This window comes from Streptomyces sp. NPDC029466, assembly GCF_055574515.1.
In genome coordinates this window covers 141,470-158,450 of sequence record NZ_JBVHZH010000003.1, presented here as the reverse complement: position 1 = coordinate 158,450, position 16,981 = coordinate 141,470, and the positions used below count along the sequence as shown (strand labels likewise).

Annotated in this window: 17 protein-coding genes; 14 read left to right on the top strand and 3 right to left on the bottom strand. The window is 70.6% G+C overall.

Annotated elements, in window-relative coordinates:
* Positions 1–90: 90 nt before the first annotated feature.
* From ACZ4XD_RS04280 to ACZ4XD_RS04265, 4 genes are all read left to right on the top strand, one after another.
* Complete coding sequence (locus ACZ4XD_RS04280; protein WP_468038034.1) at positions 91–279, top strand: hypothetical protein; 189 nt, start codon at positions 91–93, stop codon at positions 277–279.
* Between the two features lie 109 nt (positions 280–388).
* Positions 389–1,561 carry an elongation factor Tu gene (gene tuf / locus ACZ4XD_RS04275; protein WP_468038032.1) on the top strand — a complete coding sequence of 391 codons (1,173 nt, stop codon included), beginning with the start codon at positions 389–391 and terminating at the stop codon, positions 1,559–1,561.
* A gap of 166 nt (positions 1,562–1,727) precedes the next feature.
* Positions 1,728–2,570: a patatin-like phospholipase family protein gene (locus ACZ4XD_RS04270; protein ID WP_468038030.1), complete on the top strand. Its 843-nt coding sequence runs from the start codon at positions 1,728–1,730 to the stop codon at positions 2,568–2,570.
* 61 nt (positions 2,571–2,631) lie between these two features.
* Entirely contained in the window at positions 2,632–3,486 is an 855-nt protein-coding gene (locus ACZ4XD_RS04265) for a spermidine synthase (RefSeq protein ID WP_468038028.1), read from the top strand.
* Positions 3,487–3,522: 36 nt separating this feature from the next.
* On the opposite strand, the gene ACZ4XD_RS04260 is transcribed toward ACZ4XD_RS04265, so the two are convergent.
* On the bottom strand, positions 3,523–4,809 hold the full coding sequence (locus ACZ4XD_RS04260; protein ID WP_468038026.1) for an MFS transporter: 1,287 nt from the start codon (positions 4,807–4,809) through the stop codon (positions 3,523–3,525).
* Positions 4,810–5,053: 244 nt separating this feature from the next.
* Here ACZ4XD_RS04260 and ACZ4XD_RS04255 point away from each other — a divergent pair, with 244 nt between their 5' ends.
* Together ACZ4XD_RS04255 and ACZ4XD_RS04250 are read left to right on the top strand one after the other, a co-directional pair.
* Positions 5,054–5,509 carry a DUF4442 domain-containing protein gene (locus ACZ4XD_RS04255; RefSeq protein ID WP_468038024.1) on the top strand — a complete coding sequence of 152 codons (456 nt, stop codon included), beginning with the start codon at positions 5,054–5,056 and terminating at the stop codon, positions 5,507–5,509.
* A gap of 224 nt (positions 5,510–5,733) precedes the next feature.
* The gene (locus ACZ4XD_RS04250; RefSeq protein ID WP_468038022.1) at positions 5,734–6,384 is read left to right on the top strand and encodes a DedA family protein; all 651 of its coding nucleotides are present in this window, start codon (positions 5,734–5,736) and stop codon (positions 6,382–6,384) included.
* Between the two features lie 129 nt (positions 6,385–6,513).
* On the opposite strand, the gene ACZ4XD_RS04245 is transcribed toward ACZ4XD_RS04250, so the two are convergent.
* Positions 6,514–6,723 (bottom strand): hypothetical protein, encoded by a 210-nt coding sequence (locus tag ACZ4XD_RS04245; RefSeq protein WP_468038020.1) that lies wholly within the window; start codon positions 6,721–6,723, stop codon positions 6,514–6,516.
* Positions 6,724–6,778: 55 nt separating this feature from the next.
* Positions 6,779–8,875 carry an ATP-binding protein gene (locus ACZ4XD_RS04240; protein WP_468038018.1) on the bottom strand — a complete coding sequence of 699 codons (2,097 nt, stop codon included), beginning with the start codon at positions 8,873–8,875 and terminating at the stop codon, positions 6,779–6,781.
* 294 nt (positions 8,876–9,169) lie between these two features.
* Between ACZ4XD_RS04240 and ACZ4XD_RS04235 the strand changes: the two genes are divergently transcribed.
* From ACZ4XD_RS04235 to ACZ4XD_RS04200, 8 genes are all read left to right on the top strand, one after another.
* Positions 9,170–10,162, top strand: coding sequence for an alpha/beta hydrolase (locus ACZ4XD_RS04235; RefSeq protein WP_468038016.1), 993 nt, complete (start codon positions 9,170–9,172; stop codon positions 10,160–10,162).
* Positions 10,163–10,787: 625 nt separating this feature from the next.
* A complete protein-coding gene (locus ACZ4XD_RS04230; protein WP_468038014.1) occupies positions 10,788–12,020 on the top strand; it encodes an ATP-binding protein in 1,233 nt (410 codons plus the stop codon).
* A complete protein-coding gene (locus ACZ4XD_RS04225) occupies positions 12,017–12,430 on the top strand; it encodes a roadblock/LC7 domain-containing protein (protein ID WP_468038012.1) in 414 nt (137 codons plus the stop codon). Before ACZ4XD_RS04230 ends, ACZ4XD_RS04225 begins: the two co-directional genes overlap by 4 nt.
* Positions 12,427–12,807 (top strand): DUF742 domain-containing protein, encoded by a 381-nt coding sequence (locus ACZ4XD_RS04220; protein ID WP_042158149.1) that lies wholly within the window; start codon positions 12,427–12,429, stop codon positions 12,805–12,807. Before ACZ4XD_RS04225 ends, ACZ4XD_RS04220 begins: the two co-directional genes overlap by 4 nt.
* Positions 12,782–13,372 carry a GTP-binding protein gene (locus ACZ4XD_RS04215; protein WP_042158150.1) on the top strand — a complete coding sequence of 197 codons (591 nt, stop codon included), beginning with the start codon at positions 12,782–12,784 and terminating at the stop codon, positions 13,370–13,372. Before ACZ4XD_RS04220 ends, ACZ4XD_RS04215 begins: the two co-directional genes overlap by 26 nt.
* Before the next feature lie 10 nt (positions 13,373–13,382).
* A complete protein-coding gene (locus ACZ4XD_RS04210; protein ID WP_468038009.1) occupies positions 13,383–14,738 on the top strand; it encodes a cytochrome P450 in 1,356 nt (451 codons plus the stop codon).
* A gap of 223 nt (positions 14,739–14,961) precedes the next feature.
* On the top strand, positions 14,962–16,095 hold the full coding sequence (locus ACZ4XD_RS04205; protein ID WP_468038007.1) for a cytochrome P450: 1,134 nt from the start codon (positions 14,962–14,964) through the stop codon (positions 16,093–16,095).
* A gap of 52 nt (positions 16,096–16,147) precedes the next feature.
* On the top strand, positions 16,148–16,909 hold the full coding sequence (locus ACZ4XD_RS04200) for an enoyl-CoA hydratase/isomerase family protein (RefSeq protein WP_468038005.1): 762 nt from the start codon (positions 16,148–16,150) through the stop codon (positions 16,907–16,909).
* Positions 16,910–16,981: the final 72 nt, after the last annotated feature.

Sequence of the window (16,981 nt, the reverse complement as noted above, 5' to 3'; positions counted from 1 at the left end):
GGAGCGTAACCGACCGGGGCGCCCGGGAGCCGTCACCGGGCCCGGATTAATCGTTCGACGCCGGGGCGGCCGACCGGCACCATATGACGCATGTTCCGGCACGCCTTCCTCGCGCTCCCGTCCGCAGTCGCGGACGCGCCGAAGGCTGCCGTCGATCTTCTCGCGGCCCTCGCCGCAGCGGACTTCGCACCCGCGGGTGCCGATGCGGTGGCAGCGGCCACCGCCGTCGCGGCAGCCGCCGTCCCGGCCGCCGCAGCGACCGACGGCGCACGAAGCTGACCCTCTCCGGATCGTCCGGCGGACCCCGCAGGGGGAGGGTCGGCCGGTCTCAGGGGTCCCCACGGCGCCAAGTCGCCGTTCTCACCGCACTGTTGCGAGGAAGAACACCATGCCCAAGACGGCATATGTGCGCACCAAGCCGCACCTGAACATCGGCACCATGGGCCATGTCGACCACGGCAAGACCACGCTGACCGCGGCCATCACCAGGGTCCTCAGCGACCGGGGGAGCGGGACGTTCGTGCCGTTCGACCGTATCGACCGGGCCCCGGAGGAGGCCGCCCGTGGCATCACCATCAACATCTCGCACGTCGAGTACGAGACCGGCACCCGGCACTACGCGCATGTCGACATGCCCGGCCATGCCGACTTCATCAAGAACATGGTGACCGGCGCGGCGCAGCTCGACGGCGCGATCCTGGTCGTCTCCGCGCTCGACGGGATCATGCCGCAGACCGCCGAGCACGTACTGCTCGCCAAGCAGGTGGGCGTCCGGCACATCGTCGTGGCCCTCAACAAGGCCGACGCCGGTGACCCGGAGCTCACCGACCTGGTGGAGCTGGAGGTGCGTGAACTGCTGAGCGGCCACGGCTACGACGGGGAGCATGTGCCCGTCGTACGCGTCTCGGGGCTGCGCGCGCTGGAGGGCGACCCGCGCTGGACGCAGGCGATCGAGGCGCTGCTGGACGCCGTGGACACCTATGTCCCGATGCCCGAGCGGTATGTCGACGCGCCGTTCCTGCTGCCGGTGGAGAACGTGCTGACCATCACCGGGCGCGGCACGGTCGTCACCGGAGCCGTCGAGCGCGGCACGGTGCGGATCGGCGACCGGGTCGCGGTGCTCGGCGCGGAGACCGAGACGACGGTCACCGGGCTGGAGACGTTCGGCAAGCCCATGGAGTCCGCGGAGGCGGGCGACAATGTCGCGCTGCTGCTGCGCGGTCTCCACCGTGACCAGGTGCGCCGCGGGCATGTGGTCGCCGCGCCCGGCAGCGTCACACCCCGGCGCCGTTTCACCGCCGAGGTGTATGTGCTCTCCACCGAGGAGGGCGGCCGCCGGACGCCGCTCTCCACCGGCTACCGGCCGCAGTTCTACATCCGTACCGCGGACGTGGTCGGCGACCTCGACCTCGGCGAGCGGGGCATCGCCCGGCCCGGCGAGACGGTGACGGTGTCGGTGGAACTCGGCCGCGAGGTGCCGCTGGAGCGGGGCCTGGGCTTCGCCATCCGTGAAGGCGGCCGGACCGTCGGAGCGGGCACCGTACGCACCGTCGAGGAGTGAGACACCGCAGGTCATCAGGCTCCGCCCGGCGCCTCTCGGTGCCGGGCGCAGCCGCCCACTGTCCCGTGGGCAGGCGGGGTGCGAGACTGCTCGCCACGGATGACGAGGGTGATCCGGCCGCGCCGTACGGGTGCGGCCGGTCGGCCGGAAGGCGCGAGGGAGACCCATGGCGGGTACGGCACTGGTCCTGGGCGGCGGCGGGCTCACCGGGATCGGCTGGGAGATCGGGATGCTGGCCGGACTCGCCGAGGCGGGCGTCGACCTCACCGGGGCCGATGTCGTCATCGGCACCTCCGCCGGCTCGATCGTCGGCGCCCATCTCACCTCCCGGCAGCTGTCCCTGGAGGAGATGTACGAACGCCAGCTCGCCGTACCGGAGGCCCGCTCGGCCGCCCGTATGGGCCCGGCCGCCCTGGCCCGGTTCGCGGCCATCGCGCTGCGCTCCCGTGACACGGTCTCCTTCGGCGTCCGCATGGGAAAGCTGGCGCTCGCGGCCCGTACCGTCCCCGAGGAGGAACAGCGCGCGGTGATCGCCCGCACCCTGGGGATGACCGACTGGCCGGCCCGCCGGCTGGTGATCACGGCGGTGGAGGCGGCGACGGGGGAGCGGACCGCGTTCGACGTCACGAGCGGGGTGCGGCTGCTCGACGCGGTGGGCGCGAGCTGCGCGGTCCCCGGTATCTATCCGCCGGTCACCATCGACGGCACCCGCTGGATCGACGGCGGGGTGCACTCCAGCGCCAACGCCGATCTGGCCGCCGGATACGACCGGGTGGTGGTCGTCGCGCCGATGGCGGCCTCCGGCGGGCCGATCGCCGGACCGCGGGCGCAGGGCGCGCGACTGGCGCGCGGCGGCGCCGGGGTGTGTGTGATCACCCCGGACCGGGTGGCGAGGTCGGCGTTCGGCCGTAACGTCCTCGACCCGGCCAAGCGCGCGGACGCGGCCCGTGCGGGGCGCCGGCAGGCCGCCGCGCATCTGGCGGAGATCCGGCGGGTCTGGTCGGACTGACCGGCAGGTACCGGGGGCGACCGTGGCCGGGGCGCCCCACCCGCACCGGCACAATGGGACGGTGGACGAAGCACCCGAGCCGATACCCGTCACCAGGACCGTGGACTGCGGCACCGCCAAGCTGCTGCCGGACGTCGACCGGCCCCGCGCCTGGCTGCTGACCGTGGACGGCGCACCGCAGTCGTACGTGGACCTCGACGCGCCCGCCCATCTGGAATTCGAGTATGTGCGCCGGCTGGCCTACGTCCTGGACGAGGCGGCCGCGCCGGGGCAGCCGCTCGACGTGCTGCATCTGGGCGGCGGGGCGCTGACCCTGCCGCGCTATCTCGCCGCCACCCGTCCGCACTCCCGGCAGGACGTCGTCGAAGCCGACCGCGGGCTGCTCGCCCTGGTCACGGAGCATCTGCCGCTGCCCGGCGACTGCGGGATCACCGTGCATGCCGAGGACGCCCGCACGGCGCTGGAGGCCGCGCCGGAGGACAGCGCCGATGTCATCGTGGCGGATGTCTTCGGCGGGTCGCGGGTGCCGGCCCAGCTCACCTCGGTCGAGTACGCACGGGCCGCCGCGCGGGTGCTGCGTCCGGACGGCTGCTATGCGGCGAACCTCGCGGACAGCGCGCCGTTCGCCTTTCTGCGCGGCCAACTCGCCAATTTCGCCACGGTCTTCGAGCATCTCGCCCTGATCGCCGAGCCCTCGGTGCTGCGCGGCCGCCGGTTCGGCAATGCCGTGCTGCTCGCCTCGCGGGAGCCGCTCCCCGTCGCCGGCCTGGCCCGGCGGACGGCCGGTGACGCCTTCCCGGCCCGGGTCGAGCACGGCGCGGCGCTGCGGCGGCTGATCGCGGACGCGGCTCCCGTACGCGATGCCGAGGCGGTGGCGTCCCCGGTGCCGCCGGACGGCGCGTTCAGCGTGGGCTGACCGCGGCCGGCCACGGCGCGGCGCCGCCGTGACCGGCTACTCCGCCGCCGCGGTGTCGGGTTCCGTCGCCCCGGCCGCGCGGGCGGCCGGCACCCCGGCGGCCGGCTCCGCCGTCGTACGCCGCGTCAGACGCCGGATATCCGGTACGCACAGCACCGCCGCCGTCAGCAGCACGATCAGCGCGGAACAGCCCCACAGCGCGGCCCGCCGGCCGATGGCGTCCTGGACGGGGCCGGCCAGTGCGGTGGCCAGTGGGACCAGGGCCAGGGACCCGAGCCAGTCGTAGGACGAGACCCGGGAGAACTTCTCCTCGGGGATCTCCTGGTGCAGCGCCGTCATCCACGTCACCGCGAAGACCTCGATCGCGATCCCGGTGACGAACATGACCGTGGTGAGTCCGGCCGCGGGCAGCGGGACGGCGAGCGCGGCGGACGGGAGGGCGAGCGGGAAGACGCACAGCGCACCGGTCAGCAGCATCCGGCGCGGTCGCACCCGGGCCATCAGCAGGGCGCCGCCCACGGTGCCCACCCCGAACGCGGCCAGCGCCAGCCCCCAGGGGCCGGGGCCACCCAGATGCTGCTCGGCGACCAGGGGCCCGTAGACCGCCTCGGCGGCCGACACCACCGCGTTGACGAGGGAGAACTGCACCACGACCGCCCACAGCCAGGGCCGGGAGGCGACCTCGCGCCAGCCGTCCCGCAGATCGTGCAGCATTCCGCCGCCGCGGGCCCGCTCGGGGACCCCGCTGACGTCGAGGAACGCGCGCAACGCCGCCGCGAGCGCGAAGGCGGCCGAGTCGACGGCCAGCACCCAGCCGGGCCCGACCGCGGCGACCAGCGCGCCGCCCAGGGCCGCACCGCCGATGTTCGCGCCGTTCATGCCCATGCGGAACACGGCGAAGGCGCGCCCGGCCTGATCACCGGAGACGCTGGCCAGCACCATGCCCTCGGAGGCCGGCGCGAAGAACGCCTGCCCGGTACCGCCGAGCGCGGCCAGCAGCGCCATCTGCCACAGCCGCGGCTCCCCGGCGAGTACGAGCAGCGCGAACAGCCCCTGGGAGAGACAGCTGAGGACGTTCGCGGCGACCATGACGCGATGCCGGGGGAACCGGTCGGCGACCGCGCCGCCGATCAGCAGGAAGCAGAGCAGCGGAACCGTCCGTGCGGCGGCGACCAGGCCGACATCGGTGCCGGAGCCGCCGGCGGCGAGCACCGCGAAGGCGGTCGCGATCAGCGCGCCGGAGCTGCCGAGGTTCGCGATCACCGTGGCGCCGGTGAGCAGCAGATAGTTGCGCCCCGCCCACGGGGGGACGGTCTTCACCACGGCTGCACCGGCCGGGAAGGTGTGGCGGACCGCTTCCGGCTGGATTCGTCCGGTCGGTGCACGGGGTGTGCCGGGCACCTCACCCGTCCGTCTCCGCTGTGTCGCTGTCCTGGCCACATGAGCGTCAACGATAAGGCGGGCGGGGCACGGGCAGCACCGGGTGATGACCGGGCGTCCGGTGAAGAGCCGCCCCATGAAGCGGCCGCCTCTTCACACCTAAGCTACCGCTAGGTAACATGACCGCATGTCCTCCGAGACCCTGCCGTCGATCGGCGCAATGATGGCGGCATCCGTGCCGATGGCCCGCACCCTGAACCTCGAGTTCACCGAGACCACCGCTGAGCGCGCCGTGGTCCGCATGCCCGACCAGCCCGACTTCCACAACCATGTCGGCGGCCCGCACGCCGGCGCGATGTTCACCCTCGCCGAGTCGGCGAGCGGTGCCATCGTGATGGCGGCCTTCGGTGACCAGCTCGGCCGCGCGGTGCCGCTCGCGGTGCGCGCCGAGATCGGCTACAAGAAGCTCGCCATGGGGCCCGTCACGGCCACCGCGGAGCTGGGCCGGCCGGTGGCCGAGGTCGTCGCCGAGCTCGACGCCGGAGAGCGCCCGGAATTCCCGGTGAACATCGCCATCACCCGCGAGGACGGCGCGGTGACCGGCGAGATGAGCATCGTGTGGACCCTGCGCCCCAATAAGTGAGCCGCCTCTCCACCGGGCTCTCGCGGCCCGCCGTGCACCACGCGGCGGGCCGTCGTCGTGTCCGGGCGCCAGATGTTGCGTAGCGCACGTGGATTCGGTCCCCGGGCAGCCCGATCGAGTACGCTTCCCGGGGCGCGCTGACGTGCGCCAGGGGACTGATCGGCACGGTGTCACGGACGTCGGGCCACGGCCCACGGGGCCCTACACCAGCGGAGGAATCGGCGTTGCACATCCAGGAGTGGCTCGAGTCGGTGCCGGCCGTGAGCGTCTACCTCCTGGTGGGGGTGGTCATCGGTCTGGAGAGCCTGGGCATTCCGCTGCCCGGCGAGATCGTCCTCGTCAGCGCGTCGATCCTCGCGGCGACCCAGGACCACATCAATCCGTACGTGCTGGGCGCCTGTGCGACCGGTGGCGCGATCATCGGTGACTCCATCGGGTATCTGATCGGACGCAAGGGGGGCCAGCCCCTGTTGCAGTGGGCCGGCCGCAAGTTCCCCAAGCACTTCGGCCCCGACCATGTCGCGATGGCCGAGGCGAAGTTCGACAAGTGGGGTATGTGGGCGGTCTTCTTCGGCCGTTTCATCGCGCTGCTGCGCATCTTCGCCGGCCCGCTCGCCGGTGTCCTCAAGATGCCGTACTGGAAGTTCCTGATCGCCAACGTCCTGGGCGGCATCGTCTGGGCCGGCGGTACGACCGCGCTGATCTACAGCGTGGGTGTCGTCGCCGAGGAGTGGCTCAAGCGCTTCTCCTGGCTCGGGCTGGTCGCCGCCCTGCTGTTCGGCCTCGGCTCCTTCCTCCTGATGAAGCACCGGGCGAAGAAGGCGGCCGCCGCCCGCGAGGCCGCCGAGAGCCCGGTCCCGGCGACGGTCGACTGACCGCGCGGCCGCTTCCCGCGGCCCGGCCCGTGGCGTTCAACTGCTGGTGAACACCGGTAGTTGAACGCCCGAGCACGGCAACTCACCTACAGGCGACGCCCGTTCGGTCCGTCACGGACGGGCATCGCGTCAGGGCATCATCCAGACGTCGGGTCCGCCGTCGCGCCATTCGAAGACGCCGGTGTCGTCCCAGACGAAGGTGGCGGCGCAGAAACCGGCCCGGCGCAGGATCGCGGCCACGTCACCGGGGCGCAGCGCCCGGCCCAGATCCTGTCCGTAGAGCGTCACACGGCGACCGCCTGTGCAGGGCGGATGCACGATCACGGGGGCACGCTTCATACGCCCCAGCATGCGACCGGCACGGCGCCCCCGCATCCCGAATGCGACCGGCCCGTCACCCACCGTGTCCGCCTTCCGGGCGGCCACCGGCCGCCCCGCCCTTCATGGCCCCCGTCCGCAGCCGCGAGAAGAACGGCTGCGGCGGTACGTCCGGCCCGCCGGGCCGCCACCACGGTGCCTCCTCGTCAGGGTCCGGCGGCGGCTCCCCGTCGCGCACCTCACGCCGCAGACCGGCCAGCAGATCGCGGGCCCCGGCGATGAACAGCGGGTCACCGATGAGCTTTGTGGCTGCCAGCGCCGCATGGCAGGCCCGCAGCGCCGCGGCCGGCTCCCCATGGGCACGCTCGGTCGCCGCACAGGCATACAGGACCGTGGAGTACAGCCAGAAATCGCCGTCCGAGTGCCGGTTCTCCCAGGCGCGACGGGCCGCGTCCCGGGCCCGCTCCGGGTCGGTCGACGACAGGGCCACGGCGAGCAGCGCCCAGCTGTGGGCGGGCCCCGGGCCGAACCACGGGTCCCGGGAACGGTGCCGGGCCGCCTCCTCCAGACAGGCCACCGCCGCCTCGGTGTTCCCCCGGTGCAGCGCCAGTACGCCGTGCGCATGCGCGATACGGGCCAGCCCGTCGGAGTCCGCATGCATCACGGCCGCCGTCCACGCCTCGTCGAGCAGCGCCTCCGCGGCGCCGGGCGCGTGCTCCTGCGCCGCGAGGTACCCGGCCAGCCACAGCGCGCGGGCCCGCAGCGCGGTGTCGTCCCGGGAGAGCAGCAGCAGCCGGTCCAGATGCGCCCGCCCCTCGCGGCGGAAGCCGCAGGCCGCCCAGTGGAACCACAGCGATACCGCGATCTCCAGCGCGCCGAGCGCATCCTCCGCGTCCTGCGGGGGCCGGGTCAGCGCCGCGTCGAGATTGGCCTGTTCGTCCTCCACCAGACGTACGGCGATCTGCTGATGGGGGCCCTGCCAGGCGATCTGGGCCTCGGCCGCGAGCGCCGCGCAGGCCTGCCGGAACCGTCGCAGCGCCGCGGCCTCCTCGCCCGCCTCACGCAGCTGCGTCCGCCCGAAGTCGCGGGCGGCGCGGGAGAGTCGGTAGCGCGGCGGCAGCGCCGCCCCGGTGTCCTCCTGTGTGCCCCCGGCGTCCCGTACGCGCTCCACGACCGAGGCGGTGCGCAGTCGTTCCAGCGCGCCCTCGACCGCGGCCGCAGGAACGTCACAGCTGGTGCAGACACAACCGGCGAGCCAGGGATCGAAGTCGCCGGGCAGCACCGAGAGCCGCGCCCAGACCCGTCGGTCGAGGGGCGAGCAGAGTGCGTAACCCGCGGCCTGCGCGGCGTAGAGCGAGGTGTGCCGCACGGTCGCCGCCGGCCCCGAGTAGTACAGCGGACCGTCCGACCCCACCTGTGCCGCGAGCTGTGGCAACGACATCCGGTCCAGCTGTTGCGCGGCCAGCGCGATCGCCAGCGGCGAGCCCTCCAGCGCCTGGCACACGGCGACCAGGAGCTCCGGCGTGGCGGCCCCGGCCCGTGCGGCCAGCAGCTCGACGGCCGGCCCGGCGATCCCCTCTCCCAGCGTCACCGGAAGCGGTGCGAGGGCGACGGTCCGCTCCTCGGGCAGTCCGAGCGCACCGCGCGCGGTCGCCACGATGCGCAGCGTGGGATCGGCCCGCAGCAGCCGGCGTACGAGCTGGGCGCATTCGTCGCGCAGCGGATCGCAGTCGTCCAGCAGCACGGTCGCGCGATTCCGCCGGCAGTGCGCGGCGAGCGCGGCGATCGCCGTATCGCCCGCCGGGGCATGCCCAGTTGGGGCCTTTGCCGACCCTGTCCGGCCGTGTTCGCCGACGCAGGACGGGGCGGTCCGCCGGACGAGGGCCGTCGTGGTGTCCCGGTGGGTGCCGTCCGCCGGCCGCGCCGCCCCGAGCAGCGCCTCCGTCAGCCCGCCGGCGGGCAGCCCGTCCCAGCAGCCGACGCGGAGGACCGTGCCGTCGTGCCGGGCGGTGTGCTCCTCCAGGACGGCGCGGGCCAGCACGCTCTTGCCCACTCCCGCGGCTCCGGTGAGCGTCACGAGCGGCGCGCTGCCCAGCAGCCCGGACACCAGCTCGTGCTCAACGGCCCGCCCCACTACGCCGGGCAGCGGCCGGCGATCGGCCCTCGCGGTCATCGGTCATCCCCAACCACGGCACAGCGCCGCGCCCTTCGAATTGGGAACCCACCTTGCCAGAACCGACCGACCGGTAAACAACCCGTGGCCTCATCGAACGAGGGAAACCCGGCCGGTGTACTTGACGTGCCGGTGCGTCGTTGCGCGGAACCGGGCGCGCGGACCACCAGGTCAGGCCCCCCGGGGACGGCATCGAGGGCGCCGCGGGCGATCTTGAGGTGATGTCTTGCGACCGGTGGCTTGGTGGCAGCGTGACTGCCCGCGGCCGGCCCGAGCAGCCAAGGAGACGTCCCGATGAAGTGCCTGCGCGTCCGCGCTGTGGTGAGTGTGCTGGCCCTGGGGCTGCTGGCCGGCTGCGGCGACGGCCGGGACACCGTCCACGCCTCCGGTATGCCGCAGCCGCCGGCCCATGCCGCGGACGCCCGCAACGGACAGCCCCGGGTGGTGCCGCCCAGCGGACCGCGCTCGTCCTTCACCGTCTTCCGTCCGACCGGGGGCGGGACCCGGGTCGTGTCGACGACGTGGCACGGCCGCAAGTCCGGTTTCACCGGCGGCATATGGGCCTGGGTGCCACCGGAGTACCACCAGGCGCGCTACGCCAAGAGCGGCTTCCCGGTCCTGATCGCGCTGCCCGGCGCCTACGGCTTTCCGTTCAACTACTGGGCGGGGGAGGGCTTCGCGCTGGAGGAGCGGATCGCGAAGTGGTCGCGACAGGGCCGGACGCTGCCGTTCATCGTCGTGATGCCGGTGCTCAATCCGGGCCGGACGTACTACGACGGCAGCGACATCCCCGGGCAGCCCAAGATGGGCACCTGGCTGACCGAGGACGTGCCGGACTTCGCGCGGGCCAACTTCCGTACGTACGACAGCCGTGACGGCTGGGCCTTCATGGGCTCCTCGTCCGGTGGCTTCGCCGCGTTGAAGGCCGTCCTCAAGGAACCGCGGAAGTTCAAGGCGGCCGTCGTCAACGGCCCTGATACCGCGCCGGATTCACCGCTGTGGCAGGGACACCCGGCGGAGATGCGCGCCAACGACCCACGCCATCTGGCCCGTCGGCTGGCCGCGCGCAAGGACTTGCCGGTCTATCTCGCCTTCGAGTTGGGAAGCAGGGAGGCGGCGGTGCCCGATGTGAAGCGCTTCATCAAGGACTACACCGGCGGGCCGGTCCACTCCACGCTCTTCGTGATACCGGACGGCGTGCACAGCGGGCACACCTACATCCGGCGGATGGCCGAGTCGCTGCACTGGATCAGCCGGCGGATGCGGGGCCCGGTACCGTCCGCGTGACGCGCCGTCGCCCGGCCGGGCGCACGACGGGGGCTCCTGCTGCGCGAAGGACCTGCGGGCCGTCAAGGCGGCCCGGACCCGGTGCACGACCCACTATCTGCAGGGCACCGACCGGGACATGACCGTACGGGTCGTACGGGTCCGCGGCGGCGAGATCACCTATGTCCATGACGCGCCCCATCGCTGACCTTTGCTGACCCCGGTTGCACGTTGCGTTCGCTACGGCGCAGGGGGCAGCGCATCAACGGTCCGTCAGGAAGCGGGCGCTCCGGTTGCGCCGCCAGGACCGGCATCAACGCCCAATGGACCCAAAGTGGGCCTTTGTTGAATCTGCTTCAGATGCTGCAACTGTTCAGATCGCCGTTGGACGGCGGGTGTTGCTGTGATGCTAAGATCATCGCACTTGCCAACCGGGTAGTCACCTGCTAAGGCAAGGAAGAAATTCCGCGCATTGGCCTAAGAAAACCGCCACCCCGGGGAGAACTATGCCATTAGCCGGCCCTTCGATGGCTTTCTGGCAGGCGACTCTGCGCGGCCGTACACGTATGTCTGGGGTCGTGGGTGATTCTCTGCGTCGCAGCCAGGCATACGACACCTGGTGGCTCCGTCGTCCGAAGAGAGTCCTATGACGCAATATTTCCAGGATCCAGCTTTCTGGGGATTGATCGCTGGTACCCCTGTTGCTGCAACCGCGGTTATTCGCGGCAGAATGAAGATCGCGGATCTTCGAAAAGAAAAGGCCGAGCTCAAGCAGCACTACGCCAATCTTGAAGATCACTACACGGAGGCCGTCGAAGAGGCCAAGGACCGGGCCGAAGAGGCAACCAAGACGACCCTGAAGGCCGCCATGCGGACCCTCCAGGGGCTGGCGAGCGAACAGCAGCTGGCGATTTCCAAGCTCCAGGAAACCTATGGCGAGCACAAGATCCTTCAGGATCTGCTCGACATCGACCACATGAACTCGCAGTTCGCGCGACGGGCCCAGTCCATCGCCGTGCTCTGTGACGGCTGGCTCGGCCGGCGCCGGAACAACGCCTCGCTCTACGATGTGGTCCGCAGCGCCAAGGGTCGTATTCGCCACTTCACCCGCGTCGAGATCCGGTCGCAGAGCAATTTCGCCATCGTGAGCCGCGCGGTGGAACCGGTTGCGCTGGTGCTTGCCGAACTGCTGGACAACGCCACCAGCTATTCGGCACCGGAAACGATGATCGAGATCAATATCCGGCCGGTGCCCAAGGGTGTCTGCATCATCGTCGACGACGCCGGTGTCGGTATGAACGAGGAGGAGAAGGCACGAGCCGCTCAGCTGCTGTCGAGCGAGAATGCGGCCAGTGTCTCCAGCCTCGGTAACCCGCCGCAGTTCGGATTCACCGTCATGGGTGTGCTTGCCGCCCGCTACGGCTTCAGCGTATCGGTGGATTCGACCTCTCCCTACGGTGGCGTGCGCGCGGTCGTCCTGCTCCCCGACGATCTACTGACGTCTCTGCACGAGCCCGAGGAGAGCCCTGCCGTGGCCGCGTCCGCTCCGTTGCCGCCTGAGAACGCCCCTGGTCACCCGGCCCCTGGCGCCCCGGCGCGGGCCGTGCCCGGATACCCGCAGGCCGGTCCTCCGGCTCCCGGCCCGTTGCCGCTGGGACAGCCGGCCGGTGCCCGTCCGGTTCCCGAGACCACGGCCGGCGGTCTGCCGAAGCGCCGCCGCCGCGGGGCGATTTCCATCGTGCCGACCGAATCCGAGAGCACGGAAACCCCGGTGCGTGACAGCGCAAAGGCGGCGTCCGTCATGGGCGCATTCCAGCGCGGCACGCAGTCCGGCCGACGTTCCACCAATGCAAGCAGTGAAGGGCCTGAGGTTCAGTGAACTACGATCTGTCGTGGATGCTTGACAGTGCTCTGGAATTGCCGGAAGCACAGCATGCCATCCTCGTCTCCGCGGACGGTCTGCTCATGGCCCGTTCGAAGGACGTCGGCCGGGACCACGCCGATACCGTCGCGGCGGCCATGAGCGGAATGCAGTCGCTGAGCCGTACGGTCGCCGACTTCTGCTACGGCGGGGCGCCTGCCAACCGGCCGCAATGGCGGCAGACACTCGTTGAGTTCGACCATGGCTGGGTCTTTCTGATCTCGGCCGGCGAAGGCGCCTATCTCGCGGTTTCGGCGTCGCCCGATGTCGACATGGCAGAGATCACGTTCCGTATGCAACAGCTGGTGGGCCAGCTCGGTAAGGCACTGACCAGCCCGCCTCGTGAGAGGGCTGATATCCAGCCATGACCACTGACGACGAGCCGGAGCTGGAACACGAAGCAGCGGAATTAGTACGGCCGTACGTCATCACCAACGGCCGCGATCTTCTTGACGGCAGTGACTTCTCGCTGATCACCCTGGTCACCGTGCACGCGGATCCACCGCGCACGAAACCCCTCGATCCGGAGAAGCTCAGCCTGCTGGAGCTGTGTTCGGGGGGTTTCCTCTCGATCGCCGAGATAGCCGGGCACACCCGGCTGCCGGTGGGCGTCGTCAAGATTCTGGTGTCCGATCTCGCGCGCGAGGGATATCTCTTCTCCCGCGCGCCCATCCCAACCGCTCAGCTTGTCGACCGGCAAATCCTAGAGGAGGTGCTGAATGGGCTCCAGGCTCGCTTTGGATGACGGCGTGTACCTGCGCAATTCAGTGCAGACCGCGGCAAAGATCCTCGTGGTCGGACACTTCGCCGTGGGGAAGACGACATTCATCGGGACCATGTCCGAGATTCCGCCGCTGCGGACCGAAGAGATAATGACCCAGGCAGGCGCCGGAATTGACGATCCGAAAGGCGCGCCCGACAAGACGACGACCACGGTCGCCATGGACTTCGGCCGGCTCACGCTCAGCGAGAAGCTGGTCCTCTACCTGTTCGGAACGCCCGGTCAGCAGCGCTTCGTTCAGGTGTGGGAAGACATGACGCGTGGTGCGCTCGGGGCGCTGGTCCTGGTCGACCCCCAGCGGCTCGACGAGTCGTTCCCTGTCATGGACCTGGTGGAACACTACGGAATCCCCTACGCCATCGCCGTGAACCGCTTCGACGGGACGCCCGCGCACTCGCTCGACGAGATCCGGGAGGCTCTGGACCTGCTTCCCGAGACGCCTGTGGTCAGTTGTGACGCACGGGACCAACGTTCCTCGGCCGATTCACTGATCGCGCTCGTCCGATATCTCCAGTCCCGCCTCAACTAGGAGTCCAGGCATGCAATCTCACTCGGAATTCCAGAGCCCGCCGCCCGGCTGCCCCGCACATGCCGGCGGCGAAAGGGCGCCGCTGCACGGGCCGGAGTTCGCCGCCGCACCGGAAGCTTTCTACGACATGCTGCGGCAGTACGGACCCACCGCGCCCGTCGAGCTGGCTCCCGGAGTGGAGGCCGAACTCGTCACGGAGTACGCCACGGCGCTCCATGTCCTGCAGAACCCGGACACGTTCGCGCGGGATTCCCGCCGTTGGCGCGCGCTGAACGAGGGGCGGGTTCCGCTGGACAGCCCCGTGCTGCCGATGATGATGTACCGGCCGAATTGCATGTTCTCGGACGGTGCGGAGCATCTGAGGCTGCGTCAGGCAGTGACGGAGAGCTTCGGGCGCCTGGACATGCACCGGGTGAGCAGGCATGTCGACCGCGTCGCGGCGTACCTCACCGACCAGTTCAGTGCCCGGGGCAAGGCCGACCTGATCAGCGACTATGCGCAGCTGCTGCCGCTGCTGGTCTTCAATGATCTCTTCGGCTGCCCGGCGGAGGTCGGTGACCGGCTGATCAGTGCCATCTCCAACCTCTTCGACGGGGTCGACGCGGAGCGGGCCAACGAGGTCATGGCGGGCGCCCTGTTCGAGCTGGTCGCCCTCAAGCGCGTCACGCCGGGTGAGGACATCACCTCGTGGCTGATGCAGCATCCGTCGCGGCTGACCGACGAGGAGATGGTCCATCAGCTCGCCCTGCTCATCGGGGCCGGCACCGAGCCGGTGCAGAACCTCATCGCCAACGCCCTGCGGCTGCTGCTGTCCGACGAGCAGTTCGCCGGCGGCGGGGGCGATCTCCTCGTCGAGGACGCCATCAACGAGGTGCTGTGGAACAGCCCGCCGATCGCCAACTACGCGACCCACTACCCGGTGCACGAGGTGGAGCTCTCCGGGAACAAGCTGGCAGCCGGAACCCCGGTGCTGGTCAGCTTCGCGGCGGCCAACGGGGACCCCAGCTTGTCCGCGACCCGGCAGACGTTCAGCAAGCGGGCCCATCTGGCCTGGGGAGCCGGGCCGCATGCCTGCCCGGCGAAGGATCCCGCGCTGCTGATCTCCATACGGGCGATCGAGAAGCTGCTCAACACGCTGCCCGACATCGAGCTGGGCGCGCCGGCCGAGACGCTGACCTGGCGGCCCGGCCCGTTCCACCGGGCGCTCAACGCGCTGCCCGCGCGCTTCACTCCCGTACGCAGCGAGCGGCGGGGCCCGCAGCCCGGCGCGGCGGGTCCGGGCGGGGATGGCCGCAACCAGGGGCAGCAGAACAAGCCGCAAAAGGGAAGTTGGTGGAGCGGATTCCTCAGCTGGTGGCGGGTGTGATGTTCACGACAGCTTGAATGTCCGCACGTCGCATGAACGTTCGGCAGCAGGGGTATGCAGGGCAGGCGACTTATTCAGTGATCTTCCGAAAGAAGGTGTCGCCTTGCAGCCCGCCCTGGCCGCTGCCCCCATTGACCGACGCAGTGTGGTTTCGCTTTTCTCCCGTCTGCGCACGGCCGATGGCCAGTCGAATTCATTGCCGTTGTACGCGAAACTCAGGGCGATGGGGGATATCGTTCAGGCGCCCTGGGGAGGCTACTTGGCGACCTCGTACGGGCTGTGCCATCAGCTTTTGCGAAGCAGATCCTGGCGGGTCCCGGACAGTGCCTGGCGGGCCCGCCAGGACGATGCGGCCCGCTGGAACGCCTCTGCGTCACGCCAGATGGGCGACACGCTGCCGATGCTCAACCCGCCGCACCACACACAGGTGCGGCGCTCGTTGGGTAACGTTTTCGACCGTAAATCCCTGGCCGACATGAAGAGTTCGGTCGAGCAGACGACGAGCCGGCTGCTCGACCGTTTCGAAGCGGAGCTCGCGTACGGCCCGGCCGATTTCTGCGCCCTGGTGAGTGAAGAACTTCCGGTCATCACCATCGGTGAATGGCTGAAAATCCCGCCCGCCGACTATGCGCTGCTGCGTTCGCTCACCCATGACCAGGTGTACACCCAGGAATTGTTTCCGACGCCGAGTCAACTCGCGCTCTCCGATGGATCGACTCATCAATTGCGGGAGTATTTCACCGCCTTGGTGAGGGAACGAAGGCGAAAACCGGGCAATGATCCGGTCTCGTCATGGCTGCGCGTCTGGGACGCCCAGGAGCCCGACCGGGAAGCCGCCGACGAGGCGGTCTACGCCCTCACGCTGTTCATGGTCCTGGCGGCACTGGAGACGACCGCGCATGTCCTGTCCACCGCGGTCCGGCTGCTCCTGGAGCACCCCCGCCAGCTGAACTGGCTGCGGGTCCACCCCGAGCAGATACCGGACGCGGTCGACGAGGTGCTCCGCTACGACGCCCCGATCCACATGATCAGCCGGGTGGCTCCCGAGGACACCGAACTCGCCGGGGTGACCGTGCGCAAGAACGAGATGGTGCAGCTCATGGTCGGTGCCGCCCATCACGACCCGAAGCACTACGCCGCCCCGGAGGACTTCGACATCCGCCGTGGGGCGTCCCATCTCAGCTTCGGCGGGGGAATTCACTTCTGCCTGGGCAACGCGCTGGCCCGTATGGAGGCGGACTGCCTGCTCACCGCGCTGCTGGAGCGGCTGCCGGGGCTGCGGATCAGCGCCCCGCCCCTCTGGGAACCCCGGGTGGCCTTCCGCCGCATGATCACACTTCCGGTCGTCCGTGGCTGACATCGGCGGGCACCGGTCTCCCGCACAGCGGAACAACGAAACAAGGAACCCCATGATCCACGACTTCAAGTCCCTCCTCGTGACACAGGAAGGGCCCGTCCTCACGGTGCAGTTGAACAGCGCCGAGACAGGTAACGCCATCTGCGGGGAGATGCTCGACGAACTCCTCACCGTATTGGGCGCCCTGGACGACGACTCCGGTATCAGGGTCCTGGTCTTCTCCGGCGCGGGCGAGGACTTCTGTCTGGGCGGTGACCGCGCGGAGTTCCCCGCTCTGCTCGCCGAGGACCCCACCGGAGTGGGGCTGCGCGCCCTCGGCAACAAGGCGCGCCGGGTGTGCGATGCCCTGGCGAGCACCGACGCGGTGACCATCGCGCGGCTGCACGGCGGGGTGGTCGGGGCCGGAGTGGGGCTGGCGGTCTTCTGCGATCTGCGGGTCGGCGCGGACACCTGCCGCTTCCGGCTGCCCGAGCTGGGGCTGGGGGTGCCGCCCGCCTGGGGCGGGATCATGCCGCGGCTGCTGCACGAGGTGGGCGCGGCGAGGATCCGTGAGCTGATATTGACCGCCGACAACTTCGACGCCACGACCGCGCAGGAGCTGTCCATCCTGCACAAGGTCGTCCCGGAGGAGCAGCTCGACAGCGCCGTCACGCGGTGGATCAAGCCGCTGGTCCGCCGTTCCCCCTCGGCCCTGCGCACCGCGAAGCTGATGTTGAACTCGTACGCCAACGCCAACCGCCTCGCGGACGCCACCCTGTTCGACGCCGAGCTGCTGTCCTCCGCGCTGACTGTCGCCGCCTCCACCCGGCGCTGAGCCGCCGGCCGGGGGGGGGGGGGGGGGGGGGGGGGGGGGGGGGGGGGGGGGAGGGAACGACCGTCCCTCCGT

Bases quoted from the DNA above. Each gene is read 5' to 3' on its own strand.
- ACZ4XD_RS04280 (WP_468038034.1), top strand. From the start codon at position 91: ATGTTCCGGCACGCCTTCCTCGCGCTCCCGTCCGCAGTCGCGGACGCG.
- tuf (WP_468038032.1), top strand. From the start codon at position 389: ATGCCCAAGACGGCATATGTGCGCACCAAGCCGCACCTGAACATCGGC.
- ACZ4XD_RS04270 (WP_468038030.1), top strand. From the start codon at position 1,728: ATGGCGGGTACGGCACTGGTCCTGGGCGGCGGCGGGCTCACCGGGATC.
- ACZ4XD_RS04255 (WP_468038024.1), top strand. From the start codon at position 5,054: ATGTCCTCCGAGACCCTGCCGTCGATCGGCGCAATGATGGCGGCATCC.
- ACZ4XD_RS04245 (WP_468038020.1), bottom strand. From the start codon at position 6,723: ATGAAGCGTGCCCCCGTGATCGTGCATCCGCCCTGCACAGGCGGTCGC.
- ACZ4XD_RS04240 (WP_468038018.1), bottom strand. From the start codon at position 8,875: ATGACCGCGAGGGCCGATCGCCGGCCGCTGCCCGGCGTAGTGGGGCGG.
- ACZ4XD_RS04235 (WP_468038016.1), top strand. From the start codon at position 9,170: ATGAAGTGCCTGCGCGTCCGCGCTGTGGTGAGTGTGCTGGCCCTGGGG.
- ACZ4XD_RS04230 (WP_468038014.1), top strand. From the start codon at position 10,788: ATGACGCAATATTTCCAGGATCCAGCTTTCTGGGGATTGATCGCTGGT.
- ACZ4XD_RS04220 (WP_042158149.1), top strand. From the start codon at position 12,427: ATGACCACTGACGACGAGCCGGAGCTGGAACACGAAGCAGCGGAATTA.
- ACZ4XD_RS04215 (WP_042158150.1), top strand. From the start codon at position 12,782: ATGGGCTCCAGGCTCGCTTTGGATGACGGCGTGTACCTGCGCAATTCA.
- ACZ4XD_RS04210 (WP_468038009.1), top strand. From the start codon at position 13,383: ATGCAATCTCACTCGGAATTCCAGAGCCCGCCGCCCGGCTGCCCCGCA.
- ACZ4XD_RS04205 (WP_468038007.1), top strand. From the start codon at position 14,962: ATGGGGGATATCGTTCAGGCGCCCTGGGGAGGCTACTTGGCGACCTCG.
- ACZ4XD_RS04200 (WP_468038005.1), top strand. From the start codon at position 16,148: ATGATCCACGACTTCAAGTCCCTCCTCGTGACACAGGAAGGGCCCGTC.